This window comes from Candidatus Krumholzibacteriia bacterium (assembly GCA_035649275.1).
GTDB lineage: Bacteria > Krumholzibacteriota > Krumholzibacteriia.
Map to the genome: position 1 here is coordinate 1 of DASRJW010000116.1, position 20,738 is coordinate 20,738.

The 20,738-nt window shown below is 65.4% G+C and carries 22 protein-coding genes; 13 read left to right on the forward strand and 9 right to left on the reverse strand.

Features of this window, described 5'->3' with window-relative positions; all coding sequences use genetic code 11:
- The first annotated feature begins 164 nt into the window (after positions 1 to 164).
- From VFE28_12145 to VFE28_12160, 4 genes are read left to right on the forward strand one after another with little or no spacing between them, the layout of a single operon-like run.
- The gene (locus VFE28_12145) at positions 165 to 602 is read left to right on the forward strand and encodes a DUF5668 domain-containing protein (protein HZM16743.1); all 438 of its coding nucleotides are present in this window, start codon (positions 165 to 167) and stop codon (positions 600 to 602) included.
- Entirely contained in the window at positions 599 to 1,294 is a 696-nt protein-coding gene (locus VFE28_12150; GenBank protein HZM16744.1) for a DUF5668 domain-containing protein, read from the forward strand. The genes VFE28_12145 and VFE28_12150 overlap by 4 nt, the downstream gene beginning before the upstream one ends.
- 9 nt (positions 1,295 to 1,303) lie before the next feature.
- The gene (locus VFE28_12155) at positions 1,304 to 2,386 is read left to right on the forward strand and encodes a histidine kinase (protein HZM16745.1); all 1,083 of its coding nucleotides are present in this window, start codon (positions 1,304 to 1,306) and stop codon (positions 2,384 to 2,386) included.
- Positions 2,383 to 3,132, forward strand: coding sequence for a response regulator (locus tag VFE28_12160; protein ID HZM16746.1), 750 nt, complete (start codon positions 2,383 to 2,385; stop codon positions 3,130 to 3,132). The genes VFE28_12155 and VFE28_12160 overlap by 4 nt, the downstream gene beginning before the upstream one ends.
- A gap of 18 nt (positions 3,133 to 3,150) precedes the next feature.
- Here VFE28_12160 and VFE28_12165 read toward each other — a convergent pair whose 3' ends face one another.
- The 9 genes from VFE28_12165 to VFE28_12205 form a co-directional block, all read right to left on the reverse strand.
- On the reverse strand, positions 3,151 to 4,203 hold the full coding sequence (locus VFE28_12165) for a glycine cleavage T C-terminal barrel domain-containing protein (GenBank protein ID HZM16747.1): 1,053 nt from the start codon (positions 4,201 to 4,203) through the stop codon (positions 3,151 to 3,153).
- The gene (locus VFE28_12170; GenBank protein ID HZM16748.1) at positions 4,200 to 4,940 is read right to left on the reverse strand and encodes a response regulator transcription factor; all 741 of its coding nucleotides are present in this window, start codon (positions 4,938 to 4,940) and stop codon (positions 4,200 to 4,202) included. Before VFE28_12170 ends, VFE28_12165 begins: the two co-directional genes overlap by 4 nt.
- The gene (locus VFE28_12175; GenBank protein ID HZM16749.1) at positions 4,937 to 6,667 is read right to left on the reverse strand and encodes a HAMP domain-containing sensor histidine kinase; all 1,731 of its coding nucleotides are present in this window, start codon (positions 6,665 to 6,667) and stop codon (positions 4,937 to 4,939) included. Before VFE28_12175 ends, VFE28_12170 begins: the two co-directional genes overlap by 4 nt.
- Before the next feature lie 87 nt (positions 6,668 to 6,754).
- The gene (locus tag VFE28_12180; protein HZM16750.1) at positions 6,755 to 7,252 is read right to left on the reverse strand and encodes a hypothetical protein; all 498 of its coding nucleotides are present in this window, start codon (positions 7,250 to 7,252) and stop codon (positions 6,755 to 6,757) included.
- A 201-nt stretch (positions 7,253 to 7,453) separates the two neighbouring features.
- Complete coding sequence (locus tag VFE28_12185) at positions 7,454 to 8,545, reverse strand: prephenate dehydrogenase/arogenate dehydrogenase family protein (protein ID HZM16751.1); 1,092 nt, start codon at positions 8,543 to 8,545, stop codon at positions 7,454 to 7,456.
- A gap of 29 nt (positions 8,546 to 8,574) precedes the next feature.
- Positions 8,575 to 9,396 carry a metal ABC transporter permease gene (locus VFE28_12190; protein ID HZM16752.1) on the reverse strand — a complete coding sequence of 274 codons (822 nt, stop codon included), beginning with the start codon at positions 9,394 to 9,396 and terminating at the stop codon, positions 8,575 to 8,577.
- A 22-nt stretch (positions 9,397 to 9,418) separates the two neighbouring features.
- On the reverse strand, positions 9,419 to 10,378 hold the full coding sequence (locus VFE28_12195) for a metal ABC transporter substrate-binding protein (protein ID HZM16753.1): 960 nt from the start codon (positions 10,376 to 10,378) through the stop codon (positions 9,419 to 9,421).
- A gap of 17 nt (positions 10,379 to 10,395) precedes the next feature.
- Entirely contained in the window at positions 10,396 to 11,514 is a 1,119-nt protein-coding gene (locus VFE28_12200; protein ID HZM16754.1) for a hypothetical protein, read from the reverse strand.
- Positions 11,515 to 11,630: 116 nt separating this feature from the next.
- Positions 11,631 to 11,948 (reverse strand): hypothetical protein, encoded by a 318-nt coding sequence (locus VFE28_12205; GenBank protein ID HZM16755.1) that lies wholly within the window; start codon positions 11,946 to 11,948, stop codon positions 11,631 to 11,633.
- 293 nt (positions 11,949 to 12,241) lie between these two features.
- Between VFE28_12205 and VFE28_12210 the strand changes: the two genes are divergently transcribed.
- The 9 genes from VFE28_12210 (at position 12,242) to VFE28_12250 (ending at position 20,478) form a co-directional block, all read left to right on the forward strand.
- Positions 12,242 to 12,718, forward strand: a complete 477-nt coding sequence (locus tag VFE28_12210) for a Fur family transcriptional regulator (protein ID HZM16756.1) — start codon at positions 12,242 to 12,244, stop codon at positions 12,716 to 12,718.
- Complete coding sequence (gene feoB, locus VFE28_12215) at positions 12,715 to 14,769, forward strand: ferrous iron transport protein B (GenBank protein HZM16757.1); 2,055 nt, start codon at positions 12,715 to 12,717, stop codon at positions 14,767 to 14,769. Before VFE28_12210 ends, feoB begins: the two co-directional genes overlap by 4 nt.
- On the forward strand, positions 14,769 to 14,981 hold the full coding sequence (locus VFE28_12220; GenBank protein ID HZM16758.1) for a hypothetical protein: 213 nt from the start codon (positions 14,769 to 14,771) through the stop codon (positions 14,979 to 14,981). The genes feoB and VFE28_12220 overlap by 1 nt, the downstream gene beginning before the upstream one ends.
- On the forward strand, positions 14,971 to 15,648 hold the full coding sequence (locus VFE28_12225) for a metal-dependent transcriptional regulator (protein ID HZM16759.1): 678 nt from the start codon (positions 14,971 to 14,973) through the stop codon (positions 15,646 to 15,648). The genes VFE28_12220 and VFE28_12225 overlap by 11 nt, the downstream gene beginning before the upstream one ends.
- Positions 15,649 to 15,659: 11 nt before the next feature.
- Complete coding sequence (locus VFE28_12230) at positions 15,660 to 16,022, forward strand: DUF1428 domain-containing protein (GenBank protein HZM16760.1); 363 nt, start codon at positions 15,660 to 15,662, stop codon at positions 16,020 to 16,022.
- 90 nt (positions 16,023 to 16,112) lie between these two features.
- The gene (locus VFE28_12235) at positions 16,113 to 16,862 is read left to right on the forward strand and encodes a response regulator transcription factor (protein HZM16761.1); all 750 of its coding nucleotides are present in this window, start codon (positions 16,113 to 16,115) and stop codon (positions 16,860 to 16,862) included.
- 306 nt (positions 16,863 to 17,168) lie between these two features.
- A complete protein-coding gene (locus VFE28_12240; GenBank protein ID HZM16762.1) occupies positions 17,169 to 17,540 on the forward strand; it encodes a response regulator in 372 nt (123 codons plus the stop codon).
- A 305-nt stretch (positions 17,541 to 17,845) separates the two neighbouring features.
- Positions 17,846 to 18,580 carry an ice-binding family protein gene (locus VFE28_12245; protein ID HZM16763.1) on the forward strand — a complete coding sequence of 245 codons (735 nt, stop codon included), beginning with the start codon at positions 17,846 to 17,848 and terminating at the stop codon, positions 18,578 to 18,580.
- A 533-nt stretch (positions 18,581 to 19,113) separates the two neighbouring features.
- Entirely contained in the window at positions 19,114 to 20,478 is a 1,365-nt protein-coding gene (locus tag VFE28_12250; protein ID HZM16764.1) for an ice-binding family protein, read from the forward strand.
- The last annotated feature ends 260 nt before the right edge of the window (positions 20,479 to 20,738 follow it).

Consider the following 20,738-nt stretch of genomic DNA (forward strand, 5'->3'; position numbering starts at 1 on the left):
CGCTGATCGCGGGAGCCAGCCTCTGCGGCGTGGTTCTCTTCTTCGCCGCCGCACACTCGGGCTTGCTGCACGACGTGCTCGGGGTCGCGGGCGCGCTCTTCGCCGCAATGGTCCGGATCGCGGTCCAGGTTCTCACCCTGTCGTGAATGAAGGAGGGTCACGCCATGAGTGACGAGAACAATCCCCATTTCGTCGGGGTGAAGACGTCTAACCCACACGTGCAACTGACGGCGGGCGCCGTTCTGGGCGGGCAACCCCGTCACCGCGGCCGGCGTGGCCTGGCCACGGGTGTCGCCCTGATGTTGCTGGGTGTGCTCTTCTTGCTGGCGAACCTGCGGCTCGTCGACTTCCGCTTCACCTGGGATGCATGGCCGCTCTTCATCGTGATCTTCGGCGTGGTTCGGATGATCGACAGCCCGAATCGCGGTAGCGGACTCTGGCTGATCGCCATCGGCCTCTGGCTCTTCGTCAACGAGTGGGAAATCTGGGGTCTCACGTATCATGATTCCTGGCCGCTCCTGGTCGTCCTGGTCGGCTTGTCGATGGTGTGGAAGGCGGTGCGCGGCAGCACCGCTCCGCCCAGCGAGGGAGGCTCCCGATGAACTCCACTCGTAGTGGCTGGCTCACACCTCAATTCGTCCTGGGTCTCTTCATCATCGTCGTCGGCATCTTGTACATGCTCGACAACTTGGGACGGGTGGACATTGATCGCTTCACGGACTTCTGGCCCTTGTTGCTGATCGGCGTCGGCTTGGTCAAGCTGGGTCAACATTCCACCACGCCCGGCCGCCTCGGCGCGGCGCTCTGGATCCTGGTGGGGGCCTGGATCCTGGCGTGGAACCTGAACGCCATCCCCTTCGCCTTCTGGGACTTCTGGCCGCTCCTTCTCATCCTCGCCGGCGCCTCGGTGCTCTGGCGCACTTGGAGGCGCCACGAGCGCCCAGCCCCTCCGGGCGATACGGTGTCGACGATCACGGCGTTCTGCATCTGGAGCGGCGCCGATCGCAAGAGCAACTCGCCGGACTTCCGCGGTGGTGAGCTGACCGCCATCATGGGTGGCGTCGATGCCGACTTGACCCAGGCCAAGATCAAGGACGGCGAGGCCGTGCTGGATGTCTTCGCCTTCTGGGGCGGCATCGACATCAAAGTGCCCGCCGACTGGACCGTGGTCTGCCAGGTGAACCCCTTCATGGGCGCTTACGAGGACAACACGAAGCCCCCCACCGGAAACACGACGCAGCGCCTCGTGTTGCGCGGCCTCGTCGTCATGGGCGGCATCGAAGTGAATAACTGAGGCTCGCCAGTGAGCCCGATCCTCGCCAACCCACGTTTTCTCGCCCTCTACCTGGGGGGCTGGCTGCCGCTCGGTGGCCTCCTCGCCGCAGCCTTCGTGCAGCAGGCCGGCATCTCTTGGGGCGAGGCGCTGCTCGTCGCGTTGCCGCTCGCCCTCATTCATGCCTCCTTGTCCCTCGCCACCTGGTATCTGTGCCGGGCGCTGCCACTGCGGCGAGAACACGCCGTACGCCTCGCTGTGGCGCACGTCGGCGCTGCCGCCGCCTCGAGCGCGCTCTGGCTACTTCTCGGACGCATCTGGGCTTCCGTCCTCGCTCCCGCATTCGCCGATTCGGTGAGCCGGATCGAGATGCGCAACCCGCTGCTCTTTTTCGCCGGCGTGCTCGTTTTCCTCTTCGCCGCCGCGGTGCACTACATTCTTCTGGCCTTCGAAGCCTCCCGCCGCGCCGAACGCACCGGCCTCGAGCTGCAAGTACTGGCCCGGGATGCGGAGCTGCGCGCGCTGCGCGCGCAGCTCGATCCGCACTTCCTCTTCAACAGCCTGAATTCGATCAACGCCCTCGTCTCGGTGGATCCGAAGAAAGCGCGGCAAATGTGCGTGCTGCTCTCGGACCTCCTGCGCACGAGCCTGCAGGTGGGAGCCCAGGCGACGATCCCGCTCGAGCAGGAGCTGGCGTTGGTGCGGGAATACCTAGGAGTAGAAGCGTTGCGCTTCGGCGAGCGCTTGCGCCCGGAGTTCCGCATCGAGCCCGGTCTCGAGGCCCTGGCCGTACCCAGCCTACTCCTGCAGCCGCTGGTGGAGAACAGCATCACCCATGGCATCGCGAATCTCGTGAACGGTGGCTTCGTGCGCCTCGAGGTGCGCCGAAACGGCGCCGCACTGATCCTGGCAGTGGAGAACTCCATCGACCCCGAGACTCCGCGCCGTGCCGGCTCGGGCACGGGAATCGAGAACGTGCGCAAGCGCCTGCGTCTTTCCTACGGCGGACGTGCCACGCTCAGCACCAGCGAGAACGCCGAGTGCTTCCGTACCGAGATCACGCTACCCTTGGAACTGGATCCCGCGACCCTCACACCCGGGGTGGAGTTGTGAGCGAGACACGCACCCGCCTGCGCGCCCTCCTGGTGGACGACGAGGAGCTGGCGCGGACCGTGCTGCGCGAGCTGCTCGCCACGCACGCGGACATCGAAGTCGCCGGCGAGTGTGCCAACGGCTTCGAGGCGGTGAAGGCGGTGAGCGAGCTGCAGCCGGACCTCGTCTTCCTGGACATCCAGATGCCGAAGCTGAACGGCTTCGAGGTGCTCGAGCTCCTGGACCGTGACGTAGCCGTCGTCTTCGTCACCGCTTACGATCAGTACGCCTTGCGCGCTTTCGAGGTCCACGCCGTCGACTACCTCTTGAAGCCGTTCGGCGAGGAGCGCTTGGCGGCGGCGCTCATAGAGGCACGCCGGCGCCTCCAGGCGCAGGAACGTTTGCCGGTCGCCGCCCTCGCGGCTGCGGCGCGCCCCCAAGGACCCCTGGAGCGCATCCTCATCCGCGACGGCGCGCGGGTGCATATCCTCAGCGTCGAGCACATCGATTACGTCGAAGCTCAGGACGACTATGTCCTCTTCCACAGCGGCGGCAAGAAGTACATGAAACACGAAACGCTGGCGAATCTGGAGACGCAGCTCGATGCAAAGCGCTTCGTCCGCATCCACCGCTCCTACCTGCTCCACATCGAGCGCTTGTCCCGCGTCGAGCCCTACGCCAAGGACAGCCGCGTCGCCATCCTGCAAGACGGCACGAAACTCCCCGTGAGTCGCGCGGGCTACACACGCCTCTCGACCTTGCTTTGAGCTGGGCACACTTGGCATTCAAAGGAACGGCAGCGTCACGATGCGTCCGGGAAGGGACGCGGCCCCGACCTGGATGCGGACCGCGGTGTCGGGCTGGGCGAAGTCGCGACGGACGTAGGCGAGGGCAACCGGAACTCCGAGACCGAGGGAGCGCACCGCGCTCGTCACCATACCCACCTCCTTGCCGTCGACCACGACAACTGACCCCGGCCGTGGCAACGCTTCGCCGGCGTTCGCTGCATCCAGGAGCTGTGCGTCACCGAACGATCGCGCCGAGTCGGCATCGAGGCAGACGCCGCACAGGTGGCGGTTCACGTGCCCGAGGTGATGCAGCCGTGCGATCGTCTCCTGGCCAAAGAAGCAGCCCTTGGTGTAGCTGATCCAGCCGGCCTCGAGCCCCGCTTCCTGGGGGAAACGCTCCGTGGTGATCTCGACCCCCTGCCGGGGGATGCCCGCCTCGATGCGGCGGACCTCGAGCGCTTCCGGGCCCACGGGCACGGCCCCCGCTTCGAGCAACGCGGCGCGCAAGCTGCCCGCGGCGGCCTCCGGCACCCAGACATCGTAGCCACCCTCGCCGGTGTGATCGCTGCGCACGAGATGCACTTCGATGCCGGCGAGCACGGTTCCGGCGTGGCGATGCAACTCGCCGAGCCCGCCAGCGCTCACGCCCAACTTCTCGAGCACCGCCACCGCCTCGGGCCCTTGCAAGGAGAAGAGCGCCCAGGCTGCGCTCGTGTCCTCCACCGTGACCGCAGCGCGGAGGATGCGCATGCGCAGCGTCCGGAGCAGCGCCGCCAGAGGCTCTGCGTCCAGATCGCACCAGAGCTCGTCCTCGAAGCAGAGGATCCGGAGCGCCGCCTCCATCTTCCCCTGCAGCGTCACCTTGAGAGCGTTGCAGCCTTGGCCCGGCCGCAGTACTAGGATGTCGTTCGTCAAGAGATCGTTGAGGAAGCGACCGCGGTCGGCGCCGCCCAGGCGCAGCTTGCCGCGCGCCGTGAGATCGAGGAGGCCGGCGTGCCGGCGCAGCGCTTCGTACTGGGCCTGGAGGCCCGGGTGCGCCGCCGCCGTCATGCTTCCTCCCGTGGGCTTTCCAAGGAGGGCCTGGGACGCGAGCGATCCTTGCCCTTGCCCAAAAACCGATACCCGAGCTTGGGAACGGTCTCGATGCAATCCGCGCCGAGCTTGGTGCGGAGCTTGGCGACATGGTTGTCCACGGTGCGCGTTTCGGGCAGATTGCCGTCCTCGTATCCCCAGACTTCCTGCAGCATCTGCTCCCGCGTCACCAGCTCCCCCTGATAGCGCACCAGTAGATGCAGGATCTCGAACTCCTTGAGAGCCAGCGCCACCGGCTCGCCGTGGCGCCGCAGGCGCCGTTCCACGAAGTCCACTTCGACGTCGCCAAAGTGGAACATCGACTCCGGCTCCGGCCGCGCCCGGGCGCGCTGCAGCACCGCCCGCACCCGGGCGAGGAGCTCTTGGATGCTGAACGGCTTGGTGACGTAGTCGTCGGCACCCAGGGCGAAGCCGCTCAGCTTGTCGGCCTCCAGGCTCTTGGAGGTGAGCAAGATGACCGGCGTCCGGACCTTGCGGCGGCGCAGCTCGCGCAGCAGGTCGAAACCGCTGAGCTCCGGCAGCATGACGTCGAGGAGGATCAGGTCGGCGGTGCCGGTGAGCGCTTTCTCGAGGCCGTCGCGGCCGTTCCTAGCCGTCAGCGTCCGGTAGCTCTCGTACTCCAAATTGTGCTGCAGGCCGAGGAGCATGTCCTCCTCGTCCTCCACGATCAGGATGAGCGGTTTCGTCGCGCTCATGTCTTGCTCTCCTGGTGATCCCGAGCCTCTTGTGCTGCTCGCTGCGAAGCACCGTTCACCGGGAGCCGCAGGGTGAAAGTGCTGCCCTCGCCTTGCCGGCTTTCCAGCCGCACCGTGCCCCCATGAGCTTCGACGACGTGCTTCACCACCGCGAGACCGAGGCCCGAGCCCTTCACGTCGTGCTCGAGACCTTTCTCGATGCGGTAGAAAGCATCGAAGACGCGAGATTGCTCACGCGGCGCGATGCCGATGCCATGATCGCTCACCACGATCTGGACGGCGCCATCCTCGCCACCCGGCTCGCTCGCGGCGGTTCCACCGGGACGGGCCCGGTGGCTCTCCCCGCCGCTACCGTTCGCCCGCAGGACGTGCACATCGATTCCCTTGTTCATCGCCGAGTATTTCATGGCGTTGTCGAGCAGGTTGAGCACCGCCTGACTCAGGGCATCGCGATCCAGCCACACCGGCGGCAGATCGGGCTGCACCTCCAGCTGCACTTCGAACCCCTTCGACCGCAACTGGTATGCGTACGCATCCAGCACGCCCCGCACGACCTCGCCCACCGACGCTGGCTCGAAATGGTAGCGCTTCTTCCCCTGCTCGATGCGGGCGAAATCCAGAATATTGTTGATCAGATGCGTGAGCCGCACCGTTTCCTTGTGGATGATGCCGAGGAATTTCTTCTCCTGCTGTTCGTCGTGGAAACGGCCTTCCTTCAGTGTCTCCGTGTACAGGCGGATCGCCGCCAGCGGCGTTTTCAGCTCGTGTGTGATGTTGGAGACGAAGTGCGACTTGAGATGGGCGAGCTCCATCTGCCGGAGCAAGAAGCGCATGGAAACCAGGATGCCGCCGATGGCGATGACCCCCATGACGGCGAGCAGCAGCGTGTTCGACAGCCAGATGTCGCGCTGGTACTTGGGTCCCTTCGGGCTGGCGTAGTGCAGGCGCACCGTCCATCCCGGGAGCACGTCCCAGAGCTCGGCCTCGGCGAGCGACTCCCCGGGCTGGTCGCCGAGTTGCTTGTCACCGCTGGCGCTCGGGTAGACGAGCCTGCCGCTCTGATCGTAGACGGCGAAGGCGAGGTCTTGGCCGAAGCGCGGCGAGAAGCGTTCCGTCGCCGACTCGATGGCCTCCTCGAGCACATGGGCCAGGAAGCGCTCGCGGACATAGGGCAAGTGCAGGAAGAATCCGGCGACGCCGTACGCCTGCCCCTTGGCATCGAAGAGACCGAACGCCGTCAAGTGGAAGGGCTCGCCGCCCTCCTGGCCGCGGAAGAAATGCGCCTCCGTGGAGCCGAGCAGGTGTTCGAAGGTGTCCGAGTCGAGAACCTCGTCGAGAATGCGGGCGGCGCGGTCGCGCAGCGAATCCCCATCGCTTCGCTGCGAGAAGGCCACGCTGCGGTCAGGGCGCAGGAGAAAGGCGCGGTCGACGTAGGGATAGGTCGCCTCGACCCGTGCGAGCTCGGTGGCGGGATCGAAACGCTGCAGCAACGCGACCATGCGGAAGTGCATGTGGATTTCGCGCTCCTTGGCGCGAATCCGGTCCTGCACCTGGGAAACGGCGTGATCGGCGGTGAAGTGCGCCGTCTCTTCGAGGATGTGGTTCTGGAAGCCGAACATCTCCCGCTGCAGGCGGATGCTGAGGAAGGCGAGGAACGCGGTGGGGAGCAGGATCCCGAGCGCCGCCAGGACCAGAGTGCGTTTGCGTGTGAAGCGGAAGACAGCCATGCGCACCACCCGTGCCGTGATTGCGTACGAGTGTAGCCCGGGACGAGCAAAGCGAAAAGGCGAGGGGGCGTCGCGCTCGCGGACTCCCTATAGGGTCAGTTTGGCGGCGCTCACCATGCTTTGCAGCCGGTGCACGACCTCGGGGTCCGTCGAGGTGTACAGCAGCAACACGCCGTCAGGGAGACGCAGGGCGTCGATCCGCAAGGAGGCGAAGGCGTCCAGATTGGCCTGGCACGGAGCACAGAGCGGAACAGCTTCGCGCCGCTGCAGCATCTCGAGCAAATGCTGACGCTGCGTGCAAGCGTTCCAGAGCGTGGTCTGGACCTGGGGATCGAGAGAAGTGGCGCGCAGGAGCACGCCGTCGGGGATCTCCTCGGCTTCGAAGGTCACCGCGTCCACCGGCACACCCGCCATGGCAGTGTCCCACAACCGGCAGGCAGCGCAGGGCGTTTCGGGGCTGTCGGCGGCTCGGACCGGAGCCGCGAGGAGGAGAGCTTCTGCCGCAACGAGGAGAGTGGCTGCCGCGACGGCGAGGGCAGCCCAGAGTCGGGATCCCCGTGACAGCCCTGTCCGCCGGGACCGCATGGTGTCCTCCCCCTCTTTCCCCAACAAGCGGCCGGGCCCGATTCTTCCGGAGCCCCACACAAGTGGCTGCCAAGGCCGGCGGGGCGTCCTCCATGATACTCGCCGGACCGGTGCCGCGGAATCCTGCGGCATTCAGAGGCCTCAGGAGGAAGGCGGCCCTCTCCTGGCCTCCTACCTCTGTGAAGACGCCGGTGGGGGCTTCTAGGTTGCAGCCGGCCGCGAGGGTCGCTCCACCACCGTCCGCCGCTGCCCTTCCTCGAGCAGAGCACGGAAGCCGCCCGCGTCGCGAGCTGCCACCGCGCCGACGATGCGATCCAGCGCCGACCGCAGCCGTTCGAGCGCCTCCGCCGAGTGCGGATTCATCGTTTGGATCTCGTAGTAGACATCCGGGCTCTCGCGCACGACGGCGGCCGCGAGCGACTCGAGAGCTTGGAAGGTCGTGCTGCGCACCGGATGCTCGGTTTCCGGCAAGGTGAGGGCGAAGGCGATGGCTGTGGCATGTGCGAGGCTCAAGAGATCTGCCATGACGCGGTCGTGGTCGGCGAGCGGCAGGTGCACGAGGTGGGCCGTGGTGGGCTGGAAGAGTCGCTCCACCGCCGCCGCCGCTTCACGATCGCCGGTGTCGCAGATCACCAGGTCGGCATCGCGCAGCAGGAAGATGCTGGGTCCGAACATCGGATGGATCGAGGCGACGCGGCCGCCGGCCCGCTGGAGAGCGCGGATCGGCTCGAGGAGCGGTGTCTTGATGCTGGCGATGTCGACCACCACTCCGGCGGGCGGCTTCCTGACCCAATCGGCGTACAGCGCCGCGGTGGCTGCCGGTGGCGTGGAACAAACGACGAGCTCCGCTGCGGGCAATGCCTGATGGGCCCAGTCGTTTTCTTCCGGCGCCGCCGCCGGATCGAGGGAACCGGTGGTGTAGCCCTGCGCCGAGAGGAAGCGGGCGAACCAGCGGCCCATGCGGCCGGCACCGCCGACCACCACGGCGCTCTTGCCCGCGCCCACGGCGGCAAGGCGCAAACTGTCCGCATCCTGCGCGGTCACCGAGGCGCGGATGAGCCCCGCCAGGAGATCCTCCGCCACCGCCGGATCGAGCCCACGCTGGGCGGCAGCGGCACGGGCGCGCTCCAGCACCACTCTCTCTTGCGCGTAGTCCACCGTCGCACGCTTCTGCAGGCGCTTGAGCTCCCCCACCTGCCTGGCCAACCCCACGCGCTCCGCCACCAGCGCCACGAGATGCAGATCGAGCTCCCGAATGCGCTCTCGTAATGTGTCCAGGTCTTCTTCCGCCACTTTCGGTGCCCCTCACAAGCGCTGCGCCCTCAACCCCTTCGCAGTCGGAGCACGATGCCATGGAGACCCAGGAACAACGTGAGCGAGATGAGGATGCTCGGCGCTGCCGGCATGTCCCAGCGCAGGGAGGCCAGGAGACCGGCGAAGCTGGCAACGAACGCGAAGCTCCAGCCCATGGCGAGTGCCGGGAGCGTGCGTCCTGTGGTCAACAAACCGGCCACCGCCGGAATGACCAGGAGTCCGAAGACCAGCAGCACGCCTGCAATCCGCACCGAGGACGTGACCACGACGCCAAAGAGAGCATAGAAGACGAAGTCCCAGAGGAACAACCGGCGGCCGCGGACACGTGCGCCTTCGGGATCGTTGGTGATCTCGAAGAACGGCCGGCGCAGGAGGAGGTGCGCGCCACCGATCACCGCGTACAACATGGCCGTTTGCAGCAGGTGCCGCGGATCCACGGTGTAGAGCGTGCCGACGAGGGTTTCCTTCAGGTGCTCCGGCCCCGATGGGCTCTTCTCTAGGACCAGGAACACCGCGGCCTGAGCGGTGGCGAAGACGATGCCGATGAACGCCTCCAGAGGGACGCGCCGTTCCTGGCTGCGCAGCCACGCGAAACACGCCGCCCCGACCAGCGTCATGGCCAGCGGGAGCGAGTAGGCCGCCACCGGATCCTCGTGGTGCTCGACGGCGACTGCCAAGGCCACACCGAGCGCCGCCATCTGCGCCAGCGCCAGATCCACGAAGATGACCCCTCGCCGCACGACGTGGAACCCCAGATAGGCATGGATGCCCCCGAGGACCAGGATGGCGAAAAGCGCAGTACGGAAGAACGGCATGCCGAGCGCTTCCATCGTCCCACCTTTCTTCAACGACTCATGGCTGCCCCGCCGCGGCGTTGCCCGACAGAAGGGCGAAGAGCGCCTCGAAATGCGAGGCGTAGCTGCCGGCGGCGGTGTCGTCGCAGGCGGCGGCGATCCTGACGATGCGAATTCCTGTCTCACGGGCCAGGAACTTGCCGGCGTCCTCGGAGAAGTACGGCTCCTGCAGCGCCACCGTCACCTTGCGCTCCTTGATGACGCTGACCAGGTCCTGCAAGTGCTTTCCGGTCGGTGGGATGCCCGGGATGGGCTCCATCGTCGACACCACATTCAGGCCGAAGGTATTGGCGAAGTAGCTCCAGGAACGATGGAAGGTGATGATGTCGCGGCTCGGGATCCCCGCCAGGGCCCGCTCGCCATGCTGCACTAACGCTTCCATTTCCTTGGCGAAGCGCTCACTCCCTGCCGCGTACTCGCTGGCGTGCGCCGGATCGAAACGCGACAATGCCTCGGCGATCGTGTGCGCCACGATGCTCCCATTGCGCGGGTCGAGCCAGTAGTGCGGGTTGCCGTCGGGGTGCACGTCGCCCATCGAGGCGTCCACCTTGCCGGTGGGTTTTTCCAGGACAGGAATACCGCGGGAACAATCCACGATGACCAGGTCATTGTTGTGCGAGCCGTCGATGATCTGGTCCGCCCACTGATCCAGCCACAGCCCCACCTTGAGATAGATGCGCGCCCGTGACACCCGCACCATATAAGAAGGCAGAACCTCGACGCGGTGCGGGTCCGCGTTCGGGCGTCCTATCGCAACGACCTCGACCAGATCCCCGCCCACGCTGGAGGCGATGGAGGCGAGATCGGTGGTCGAGGCCGCGACGAGAACCTTCGCAGCCGCCGGGCCGGCGGCGAAGCACACCAGCACTCCGACGATGAGGACGAATCCGAGGTGCCAAGAGTGGCTACAGCGGTTCCCCTCGGGGTTCCCGCGGCGCCTGGAGTGATTCAAGCTCATGATCGTTCTCCTCATGACTAGAACTGATGGGCCTTGTGCGGACCCATCGAGAAGATGACCCGCAACGTGAAGGTGTCAACCGCGTCTCCCGTCTCGGGAATGAAACGGCGCCAGTCGGCGGCGAACACCGTGGTTTCCTCGAGCAGCGAATAGCCGGCGAAGGCGCCGACGCTCTGGCTCCAGGGCTTGTCGGGCTCCGGTTCTTGGTACTGCTCATAGGAAGCGCCGACGTTGTAGCGCAGCGCGAAGTTGTAGTTGGCGTACATGGAGCCGCCCACCGGCCGCACCCGTGTGCTGGTGTAGCCGGCGGACGCAGAGTCCCAGGCGGCGTCCTCGCGTTCGAGCACGAGCCCCTCCGCCTGCAGCACCAGATACGCCCGCGGCGAGGTCCAGAGCTTCGCCTTCAGGTCGGCGCCGTAGACTTGCGTGGTCGTGCCCGCCGCCACGTTGTTCGTTCCCCCCAGGCCGGAGAGTCCGAATTCCAACGCCGACTGCTCGCCCAGCATGGCGAATCCCGTGAGACGGCCGTTGTAGGCGGGCCGGTGCTCGCCGGCGTGGTCGTCGCCGCCGGTGTTGAGCGGATCGGCGGGATCCGTGCTCGGCTCGCGCTGGATCCGGAAGGAGTCGCCTCGCAACCAGTCTGCGGCCAGGTCGACGGAGAAATCCCCGTGGATCGGGATGCGGTTCGAAACGGACGCGCCGATCTCGATCACCGCTTCCTCGCCGGGAAGGTAGGCCGCCATGACGCCGAAGCGCTCGGCGAAAGGCAGCATGTGCGGGTGCATCTGATTGAGACGTCCGAAGCCGACGCGATACTGCCCGCCCCGGAGCGAGAATCCGAGGGGCAGACCGCGGAGGAGATGGAAATAACCCTCCTCGACCTCCAACCCCTCCTCGCCGATCGTGGGCCGGAGATAGCCGCGGGCATAGGGATTCAAGTACGCCTCGAAAACGAGCTCGACCTCGCCGAGGTCCGGTACCAGACGGTTCCGGTCGAGATTGTTCGGGTCGTCGGTGACAGCGAAGAAGGGTTGTCCGACGACCGAGATATCGGGGTTGGTGACGCCTGCTCGCGCCAGCTCAGGGAGCATGGCGCAGAGCCCGGCGCACGCCAGAGACAAGATCCGACGGGACATCCGCGACCCTCCGTGAAACTCGAGCCTTCGGTGTCGCACCAGGGGGTGCCACCGAGAAAGACCCTTGGCGACGGGCGAAATGACGCCCGCCGCTCGGGAACGGCTTCGCAGGAGTTTCAGGCGGAGGGAGGACCGCGGCGGCTCTGAGGGCTGGGAACTCGGGTCTCGAGGGTGCAGATCAGGGGCTCGAGCCCTTGGATCTCGGGGATCTCAGGAACGCTGCCGAGAAGCGCGCTGGAGGCCGCCGGCAGGTCGAGCACGGTGACGAGAACGCGGCAGGCGACACAGGCGAAGTCATGGGCCAGGCCGGCGTCATGGCTGTGCGGTGTGACCACACGCACGGCCAACCCGGCGAGGAGAGCCAGAGCCAGGACATAGGGAGCAGCCTTCCGCAGGCGCTGGAAGGTTGCCCGGAGTGGTGTGGAACCAGTCATCTTCCTGCCTCCGCGCAAACTCTATGCCCCGTTCGCGCGGTGGATCAAGCCAAGAACGGCCGGGTCATGCTTCCAGAACTTCCGGGTCATGTCTCTAGGCACCCTCGCCGACTGCCAATGTTACTTTCACCGACTGGGGGCATCGCTCCACACCCCCGAAACGAGGCGTCCCCACCCCCCTGGGTTCTAACCGAGAGGCCCTCCAGAAAGTCCCGGGTCGACACCCCTTGACGTTGCCGGCCCAGCATCGTAAGGTACTCTTGAGACTGAGTCTCAATCGCAGAGGTGGCGGCTTGACTCCCATAGCGCACGGCGACGACAACAGCGGCGCGGAGCGCAGCCCCGAGGAACGACTGCGCGAACACCTGAAATCGCGCAACCTGCGCATAACGCCGGAACGCCTCACAGTGCTGCACGGCGCCATGACGCAATCCGGTCATTTCGACGCCGAAGAGCTCCTGGAGGCGCTGCGGCGCTCCAACCGTCCGGTGAGCCGCGCCACTCTCTACCGCACTCTGGACCATCTGGCGGAAGCCGGGCTCGTCAAGCGCCATCACTTCCAAGAAGGACACGCCCGCTTCGAGAGCAACTTCAACCGGGCCCATCACGATCACATGGTGTGCGAGCGCTGCGGCCAGGTGATCGAATTCGTGAGCGAGCAGATCGAGGCGCTGCAGGAAGAGATCTGCGAGCAGCACGGCTTCCGTGCCCACGGACACGTGCACCAGATCTTCGGCCTCTGCAAAGACTGCCAGGCGGAGCATTCGTGAGCACAGCGGTCGAGAAACAGTCGTCGCTCGCCTTCCACCCCCGGGTCGTCCTGGTGGGGAACCCCAACGTGGGGAAAAGCGTGCTCTTCGGCGCCCTCACCCGGCGCTACGTCACGGTGTCCAATTATCCCGGGACGACGGTGACGGTGACGCGCGGTTCCATGCGTCTCGACGGGCACCAGCTCGAGGTCCTCGACACCCCCGGCGTCAACAGCCTGGTGCCGACCTCGGAGGACGAGGAAGTCACCCGCGACATTCTCCTGCGCCAAGAGCCTGGCGCGCTGGTGCAGGTGGCGGACGCCAAGAACCTGCGCCGCGCCCTCATCCTGAGCGTGCAGATCGCCGAGCTCGGCCTGCCCTTCGCCCTCGACCTGAACATGATGGACGAGGCCGGCGATCAAGGTTTGCACCTCGATCGCGCCGGACTCGAGGCGTTGCTCGGCGTCCGCGTCCTGGCCACGGTGGCGGTGCGCCGCAAGGGACTCGACGAGCTGCGCGACGCTCTCCTCGAACAGCGCCGCTCCACCTTCCAGGTGCGTTATCCCGAAAGCATCGAGGCCGCGATCCAGGAGATGGAAGGGCACCTGCCACAGACGCATTTGCAGCGGCGCGGCCTCGCCCTCACGCTGCTCGCCGGCGACACCACGCTCCTCCCCTGGCTGGAATCACACACGAGTGCCGCCGACCTGCAAGTCCTGGACGGCATCCGCACCAGGACGCAGGCGCTGTTGCGCGAGCCCTTGAGCACCGTGATCCACCGCCACCGCCTGCTGGCGATCGACGCCGTGCTGCGCCAGGTGGAACGGCGCCCGAGCCGGCGCGTCGGCTCGCTCCTCGACACGCTCGGCAGCTGGAGCATGCATCCCGTTTGGGGCATCCCCGTGCTCCTCGTGGTGCTGTGGGGCATGTACCAATTCGTCGGCGTCTTCGGTGCCGGTACACTGGTGGATCTCCTGGAGACGAAGCTCTTCGGCAACGTGCTCTCGCCTTGGGCGATGCGGGCCGCCGACTTCGTCTTTCCCTTCCCGCACACCCACGCCCTGGCGCAAGGCGTACTCCTGCCGCAGTACACCCACGGTGTCCTCGGCTCCGGTCAAGAGGTGCTCCGCTTCTTCCACGATCTCCTCGTCGGGCCCTACGGGCAGATCACCATGGCCCTCTCCTATTCCATCGCCCTCATCCTGCCCATCGTCAGCACCTTCTTCCTGGCCTTCGGGATCCTGGAGGATTCGGGGTATTTGCCGCGGCTCGCGGTGATGGTGAATCGCCTGTTCCGTTCGATGGGACTGAACGGCAAAGCGGTGCTGCCCATGGTCCTCGGACTCGGCTGCGACACCATGGCGACGCTGACGACGCGCATCCTGGAGACGCGCAAGGAGCGCATCCTGGTCACTCTGCTCCTGGCGCTCGCGGTGCCCTGCTCCGCCCAGCTCGGCGTCATCCTGGGGATGATGCGCTCGCTCTCCCTCGCGGCGACGCTGGTATGGGCCGGGTGCACGCTGCTCGTCCTCTTCCTGGTCGGCTGGACCGCCGCCCGCGTCGTGCCCGGGCGCGCTTCCGATTTCGTCCTGGAGCTGCCGCCAATCCGCCGGCCTCAGCTCTCCAACCTCGGGGTGAAGACCATGGCGCGCATCGAGTGGTATCTGCGCGAGGCGGTGCCGCTCTTCCTGTTCGGAACGCTGCTGCTCTTCGTCCTCCAGGCGATGCACGCTCTCCAAGTCATCGAGCGGCTCTCGGCGCCTCTCGTCGTTGGCATCCTGGGACTCCCCGAACGCGCTGCCGAGGCCTTCCTCATCGGCTTCCTGCGGCGGGACTACGGCGCCGCCGGCCTCTACGACATGGCCCGCGACGGGCAGATGGACAGCGTGCAGCTCGTGGTCTCCATGGTGACGATCACGCTCTTCGTCCCCTGCGTCGCCAACTTCCTCATCATGCTGAAGGAACGCGGCGTCCGCACGGCGCTCGTCATGGTGGCCTTCATCGTGCCCTTCGCTTTCGTGGTGGGAGGCGCGCTCAACCTGAGCCTGCGCGCCCTGGGGGTGCACTTCTGATGCAACCCGAACCCAGCACCGTCCGTTGCCCGCTCTGCGGCGGCGACCTGCACGACAGCGTCGGCGGCTGCAACTCCTGCCCCATGCACTCTGGCTGCGCCATGCTCTGCTGCGATCGCTGCGGCTACACCACCGTGCAGCCCCGGTCCGCCACCCTGGATTTCTTCGCCCGGCTCTTCCGCCGGCGCCGACAGGAGAGCCATGCATCCTGAGTTCCAAGCGCAACCCACCGACGAGATCCTCGAGCAGGTGTGGTCGCGACGCGAAGTGGGGGACGAGACGCTCTCGGGGTTGCTCGGCGCCGTGACGCCGGAGGACGGCGGCGAGGACACCGCGGCTCTGGTGCAACAACTGCAGCGCGAAGGGTTCCTGCGCCTGGAAGGCGACCGCGTCCGTCTCACCGAGAGCGGCGAAGCGCGCGCTCGACTCATTATCCGCGGCCACCGGTTGGCCAAGCGGCTCCTCTGCGACGTTCTCGCCCTGCCGGCCCTGGAGGCCGAGCGCACCGCCTGCCTCATGGAGCACGTGCTGCATCCGGTGGCGGCGAACGCGGTCTGCGCGCTCCTCGGGCACCCGCCGCGCTGTCCCGAGGGCCTGCCGATCCCGCCGGGGGATTGCTGCCGCGAGCGCGACCAGCGCCAGTTCAAACCGCTGGTGGTACCGCTGCCGGAGCTGGAGCGCGGCCGCAGCGGCCACATCGTCTTCATGACGCCGGACTCGCAGAAGCGCTACGAGCGCCTCGGCCTCTTCGGCGTCGTCCCGGGCACGAGCATCAGGCTGCGGCAGACGCAACCTTCCGTGGTCATCGACGTCGACGGCACGAGCCTCGCCCTCGACCGCGACGTGGCGCGGGAGATCTACGTCCGCCGCGATACTTGAGGAGGTTTCCCGTGGCTCAGTACGTCGACGGTTATGTCCTGCCGGTGCCGAAGAAGAAGGTCCAAGCCTACCGCCGGCTGGCGCAGAAGGCCGGCAAGATCTGGCGCGAACACGGTGCCCTCGAGTACAGGGAATGCATCGGCGAGGACCTGAACGTGAAGGGCATGGCCTCGTTCCCCCGCCAGGTCAAGGTCAGGCCCGGCGAGACGGTGGTTTTCTCTTGGGTGGTGTTCAAGTCGCGGACGCACCGGGATCGCGTCAACGCCAAGGTGATGAAGGATCCGCGCCTGATCAAAATGGCGACGCAGGCGATGCCCTACGTGCAGCCGAAGCGCATGCTCTACGGCGGTTTCGAGGTCCTCGTCGACGCCTGAGCACGCCCGGCACGACGCGTGGCGGAAGCATCCCGGCCGACAAAGCGGCATCGATTTGCTTCCTCGTCTTGTCCTGGACGTGCGCCCCGCATGGGGCTTGGCCTGGCCATCTGCCGGTCGCTCATCCAGGCTACATGGTGGCCGCATCGGGTTCACGAACAACTCTGGCCGCGTGACGACCTTTTGGTGCATGCTCCCCGCCGTGGAAAAGGTGAGAGTATGAGTGCGGCAGAGTCGACCGTATTCGTCGTCGATGACGAGCCCTCGGTGCGCAAGAGCCTCGGCCGTCTCCTCAAGGCGGCCGGGTATCGCGTGGAAGCGTTCGCTTCTGCTCGTGATTTCCTGCAGCACGATCCCGACGTCGGAGCCGGTTGCCTGGTGCTCGACGTGCAGATGCCCGAACTGAACGGGCTGGAGCTGCAGCGAGCGCTCACGGAAACGGACCGCCCCCTGCCGATCATCTTCATCACCGGCCATGGCGACATTCCGATGAGCGTTCGTGCCATGAAGGGTGGCGCCGTTGATTTCCTTTCCAAGCCCTTCGACGCGAAGGATCTGCTCGAAGCAATCGCGCGGGCGCTCGAGACGGCCCAGCTGCAGTCGAAGCAGCGAGCCAACTCGGCCGACGTCAAACGCCTACTCGCGAGGCTCACGCCACGCGAGCACGAGGTCATGCTCCAGGTGATCACGGGCCGGCCCAACAAGCAAATCGCCGCGACGCTCGGCACCTCGGAGAAGACCGTCAAGGTGCATCGTGGCCGGGTGATGCACAAGCTGGAGGTGCAGTCCGTCGCCGACCTGGTGCGGCTGTGCGAGAAGGCAGGGATTCGCGTGCCGTGAGACGGAGATCCTGCCCACCGCCATTGCTCCCTGACCAGGTCACGGCGACCGGCCTCTTTTGAGCACGATCGGTTGAACCGCATCCGTCAGAAGTCCGGCGCCGACCGCACCACCAGCCCTCCTCCGGCCGCTTGGCGAGTCTCGTCTCCTGTCAGCCGCCGGACCGACGGGATCCATCCTGAGTCGGACGATGGCCCTGGAATGTGGCTTTTGAAATGGGACTCTAGTCCTAGCCGGGTGTAGTGAAGGCAGACGCGGGACTAAGGTCCTATATCAAGCCCCTTGCTATGGGTCCATCCTTCCAGTATGAGTGATCGACCTATCATCGTGGTGATCGATGGCGACACGTCCATACGCAGGGCGCTGACGCGTTTGCTGCGAACCGCCCAAATGGGAGTGGAAACCTACGCTTCGAGTGAGGAGTTCCTTCTCAGGCTCGATGGCCGCGATCCGGACTGCCTGGTCTTGGATAGTGACATGCCAGGAATCACGGGCACGGAACTGCGCGATCGGCTCGCAGAGATGGGACACCCGATTCCCGTGGTCTGCATCACGGCGACGAACGGAGTGGACTTGACCCGTCGCACCACCGGGCCTGAAGTTCTCCACAAACCCTTCAACGACAAGACTCTGCTAGACGCCATCGGCCGTGCGATCGGCAAGCGCGAGGCGAAGTAGGATTCTCGGCCCGCATCCGGCGCCTGCACATGCGCTTCGCGGCCACTTTGACGTCGTCATCCTCGAAGCAAGACCCGACCTCGCGCGTCATGACATCCTGAACCGGCGCCATGTTGGGGTCGAGACCTTCAGCGGCAGCGCGGATCGTGATGTCGCACCGCGTATCTGATATTGGCCATACGTCGTACGACCTAGGTCGAGCTTCACTCGAAGAGAGTTTCTAGTACTGTCACACATCGCGAGAAACGACAGCGCGCTGCGGAGCATCACTGTCACAAGTGGCTGCGCAATTGTGGAGGTAAACCATGAATTCTAGATACAGAATCATCGTCGGCGTCGGACTTGTGGCGCTGTTCGTCCTTCCCTCCCTCGGATTGGCTCAGTCGTTGGGTTCTGCAGGGAGTTTCGCCGTCCTGGCGGGCTCGACGGTCACCAATGCCGGGGCGACCACCATCATCGGGAGTGTGGGAGTAAGCCCGGGAACCGCGATCACCGGCCTTCCTGCGGGGCAGCCGACTGGAGGCACGGTTCACGCCGGCGAGGACGTCGCGGCTCAAGCTCAAAGTGATCTCACAGGCGCTTACAATTCGCTCGCAGGCATGGCCTGCGGCACCAACCTGACCGGCCAGGATCTCGGTGGCCAGACGCTTGCACCGGGCGTCTATTGTTTCAATTCGTCGGCTCCGGTGACGGGAACACTCACGCTCGACGCTCAGGGCAATTCCAATGCGGTTTTCGTATTCCAAATCGGGAGTACGCTCACGACCGCAACGGACGCAGCTCTCAACCTGACTGGTGGAGCGCAAAGCACGAACGTGTATTGGCAGGTGGGCAGCAGTGCAACCCTCGGCACCGGCACTGTTTTCGGAGGCAACATTGTCGCGCTTGCGAGCATCACGCTGACGACCGGTGTGCGCCTGGATGGCAAAGCTCTGGCGCGCACAGGCGCCGTGACGATGGATGCCAACTTTGTTGGCGACGCCACAGGAGTGCCATTAGAAAAGACTACGTGGGGCATGATCAAGGTGATTTATCGGTAGATATGTTGATGGGGCCGCGAAATTGGCGTCGCCCGTCGACATCGGTCTTATGGGCCGGCGAACCGGCGACGCCAACACAAACAGTACAGTCAAAAACATGATCCATGCTCCGGGCGATTAGGGTTCAATCCCTCAATTTGCACGCGCCACGAGAACGAGGACGGACTACGGAGGCGCTACGCGCGTTTGACCGACGCTGCCGTTTCATGCAGATGCAGAACGGCTCGATGGTCTGCGCCCGAGGCGGGTTTTCGGGACAGAGCGTGGAAGCCGGCCCATGAGACTATTGTCCCATATCAATAGACTCGTCACAGGCCCAGTATCCAACCGTACAAAAGGAGATGACCGTGCGAGTTCCCCATAACATCTCAGACGCTGTGATGCGTAAAAATGGGGAGTCGATTATTTCCGCAGATGGTCGTCTCTTACAAACATCCTCTCCTCTTCCAAACATCCTCTCAACTTCATCAACCGTCCGGCTGCAGCCAGTTAACGCAACTGGCCAACGCTGGCTCTTCCGCAAAGGAACTCAAGTGAACTTCAAGTCTTGTTTGATGATCCTGGCAAGTCTCGGATTTGCCGCTCTCCTACTCGGATCGTCGCCAGCTCTTGCCCAAAGGCCGTCACTCGGCTCGGCGCAGAGTTTTGCGGTCCTGGGTGCCTCGACGGTGACCAGTACCGGCCTAAGCACGATCACCGGGGATCTGGGTGTCAGCCCGGGTACCGCAGTCACCGGCTTTCCTCCGGGGACCATGACAGGAACGCGCCACGCGGGTGATGCGGTCGCGCTCCAGGCTCAAAGCGATGTCACCACGGCCTACAACGCCTGTGCGGGCGCTGTGTGCACCACGACCTTGACGGGTCAAGATCTGGGTGGGCACACGCTCAAGCCTGGCGTCTACTGTTTCGCGGCGTCGGCTCCCTTGAACGGAGTCCTCACTCTCGATGCACTGGGGGACACCAATGGGGTCTTCATCTTCCAGATCGGGAGTACGCTCCTGGCGGCGATCAACTCGTCGGTCAAGTTGATCAACGGTGCTCAAGATGCAAACGTGTTCTGGCAGGTTGGCAGCTCCGCCACTCTCGCTGCAGGCGTTGACTTCAAGGGCAACATTATCGCGCTCGCAAGCATCACCCTGAGTAACGGAACCAAGGTATCCGGTCGAGCCCTGGCACGAACTGCCGCCGTGACGATGGATAACAGCAGCGTCTCTGTCGGATCAATCGGCACGCAGCCGGTGACGCCGCCAGTGCCGCCGCCGGTGGCATTTGTGCCCTCACTCGGCTCGGCGCAGAGTTTTGCGGTCCTGGGTGCCTCGACGGTGACCAGTACCGGCCTAAGCACGATCACCGGGGATCTGGGTGTCAGCCCGGGTACCGCAGTCACCGGCTTTCCTCCGGGGACCATGACGGGAACGCGCCACGCGGGTGACCCCGTCGCGCTCCAGGCTCAAAGCGATGTCACCAAGGCCTACAACGCCTGTGCGGGCGCGGTGTGCACCACGACCTTGACGGGTCAAGATCTAGGTGGGCACACGCTCAAGCCTGGCGTCTACTGTTTCGCGGCGTCGGCTCCCTTGAACGGAGTCCTCACTCTCGATGCTCTAGGCGACCCCAAGGCGGTCTTCATCTTCCAGATCGGGAGCACACTCCTGCCCGCGATCAACTCGTCGGTCAAGTTGATCAACGGCGCTCAAGATGCAAACGTGTTCTGGCAGGTTGGCAGCTCCGCCACTCTCGCTGCAGGCGTTGACTTCAAGGGCAACATTATCGCGCTCGCAAGCATCACCCTGAGTAAAGGGACCAAGGTGTCCGGTCGAGCCCTAGCACGAACGGCCGCCGTGACGATGGATACCAGCAGCGTCTCCACCCAGGCGCTGGCGCTTTCCTCGAGGTAATTGGGAGGCCGGGCCCGTGGTAACGGGCCCGGCTGTTCAAGACTGGAAGAATCGACTCGGGAGGAGACGAGTTTTCTTGGTCTTATCTGGTGCAGGTATCGCGAACCATCTCTGCGCCAACGGCAAACAGCCGTCGTCGAGGGTTATGAGCAAACATGCTCTCTTGCAGAGGGTGGAGCATGCGCGGCAGCGGTTAGGCTCGCTGCCTTGCTGCGCGACTGGCACGTATCTCGGAGAACCTCCGCCCCCACCGCGAGCAC

Bases quoted from the DNA above. Each gene is read 5' to 3' on its own strand.
- VFE28_12170 (HZM16748.1), bottom strand. From the start codon at position 4,940: ATGAGCGCGACGAAACCGCTCATCCTGATCGTGGAGGACGAGGAGGAC.
- VFE28_12200 (HZM16754.1), bottom strand. From the start codon at position 11,514: ATGTCCCGTCGGATCTTGTCTCTGGCGTGCGCCGGGCTCTGCGCCATG.
- VFE28_12245 (HZM16763.1), top strand. From the start codon at position 17,846: ATGAATTCTAGATACAGAATCATCGTCGGCGTCGGACTTGTGGCGCTG.
- VFE28_12145 (HZM16743.1), top strand. From the start codon at position 165: ATGAGTGACGAGAACAATCCCCATTTCGTCGGGGTGAAGACGTCTAAC.
- VFE28_12205 (HZM16755.1), bottom strand. From the start codon at position 11,948: ATGACTGGTTCCACACCACTCCGGGCAACCTTCCAGCGCCTGCGGAAG.
- VFE28_12180 (HZM16750.1), bottom strand. From the start codon at position 7,252: ATGCGGTCCCGGCGGACAGGGCTGTCACGGGGATCCCGACTCTGGGCT.
- VFE28_12150 (HZM16744.1), top strand. From the start codon at position 599: ATGAACTCCACTCGTAGTGGCTGGCTCACACCTCAATTCGTCCTGGGT.
- VFE28_12165 (HZM16747.1), bottom strand. From the start codon at position 4,203: ATGACGGCGGCGGCGCACCCGGGCCTCCAGGCCCAGTACGAAGCGCTG.
- VFE28_12220 (HZM16758.1), top strand. From the start codon at position 14,769: ATGCAACCCGAACCCAGCACCGTCCGTTGCCCGCTCTGCGGCGGCGAC.
- VFE28_12190 (HZM16752.1), bottom strand. From the start codon at position 9,396: ATGGAAGCGCTCGGCATGCCGTTCTTCCGTACTGCGCTTTTCGCCATC.
- VFE28_12195 (HZM16753.1), bottom strand. From the start codon at position 10,378: ATGAGCTTGAATCACTCCAGGCGCCGCGGGAACCCCGAGGGGAACCGC.
- VFE28_12235 (HZM16761.1), top strand. From the start codon at position 16,113: ATGGGGCTTGGCCTGGCCATCTGCCGGTCGCTCATCCAGGCTACATGG.
- VFE28_12225 (HZM16759.1), top strand. From the start codon at position 14,971: ATGCATCCTGAGTTCCAAGCGCAACCCACCGACGAGATCCTCGAGCAG.
- VFE28_12175 (HZM16749.1), bottom strand. From the start codon at position 6,667: ATGGCTGTCTTCCGCTTCACACGCAAACGCACTCTGGTCCTGGCGGCG.
- VFE28_12240 (HZM16762.1), top strand. From the start codon at position 17,169: ATGAGTGATCGACCTATCATCGTGGTGATCGATGGCGACACGTCCATA.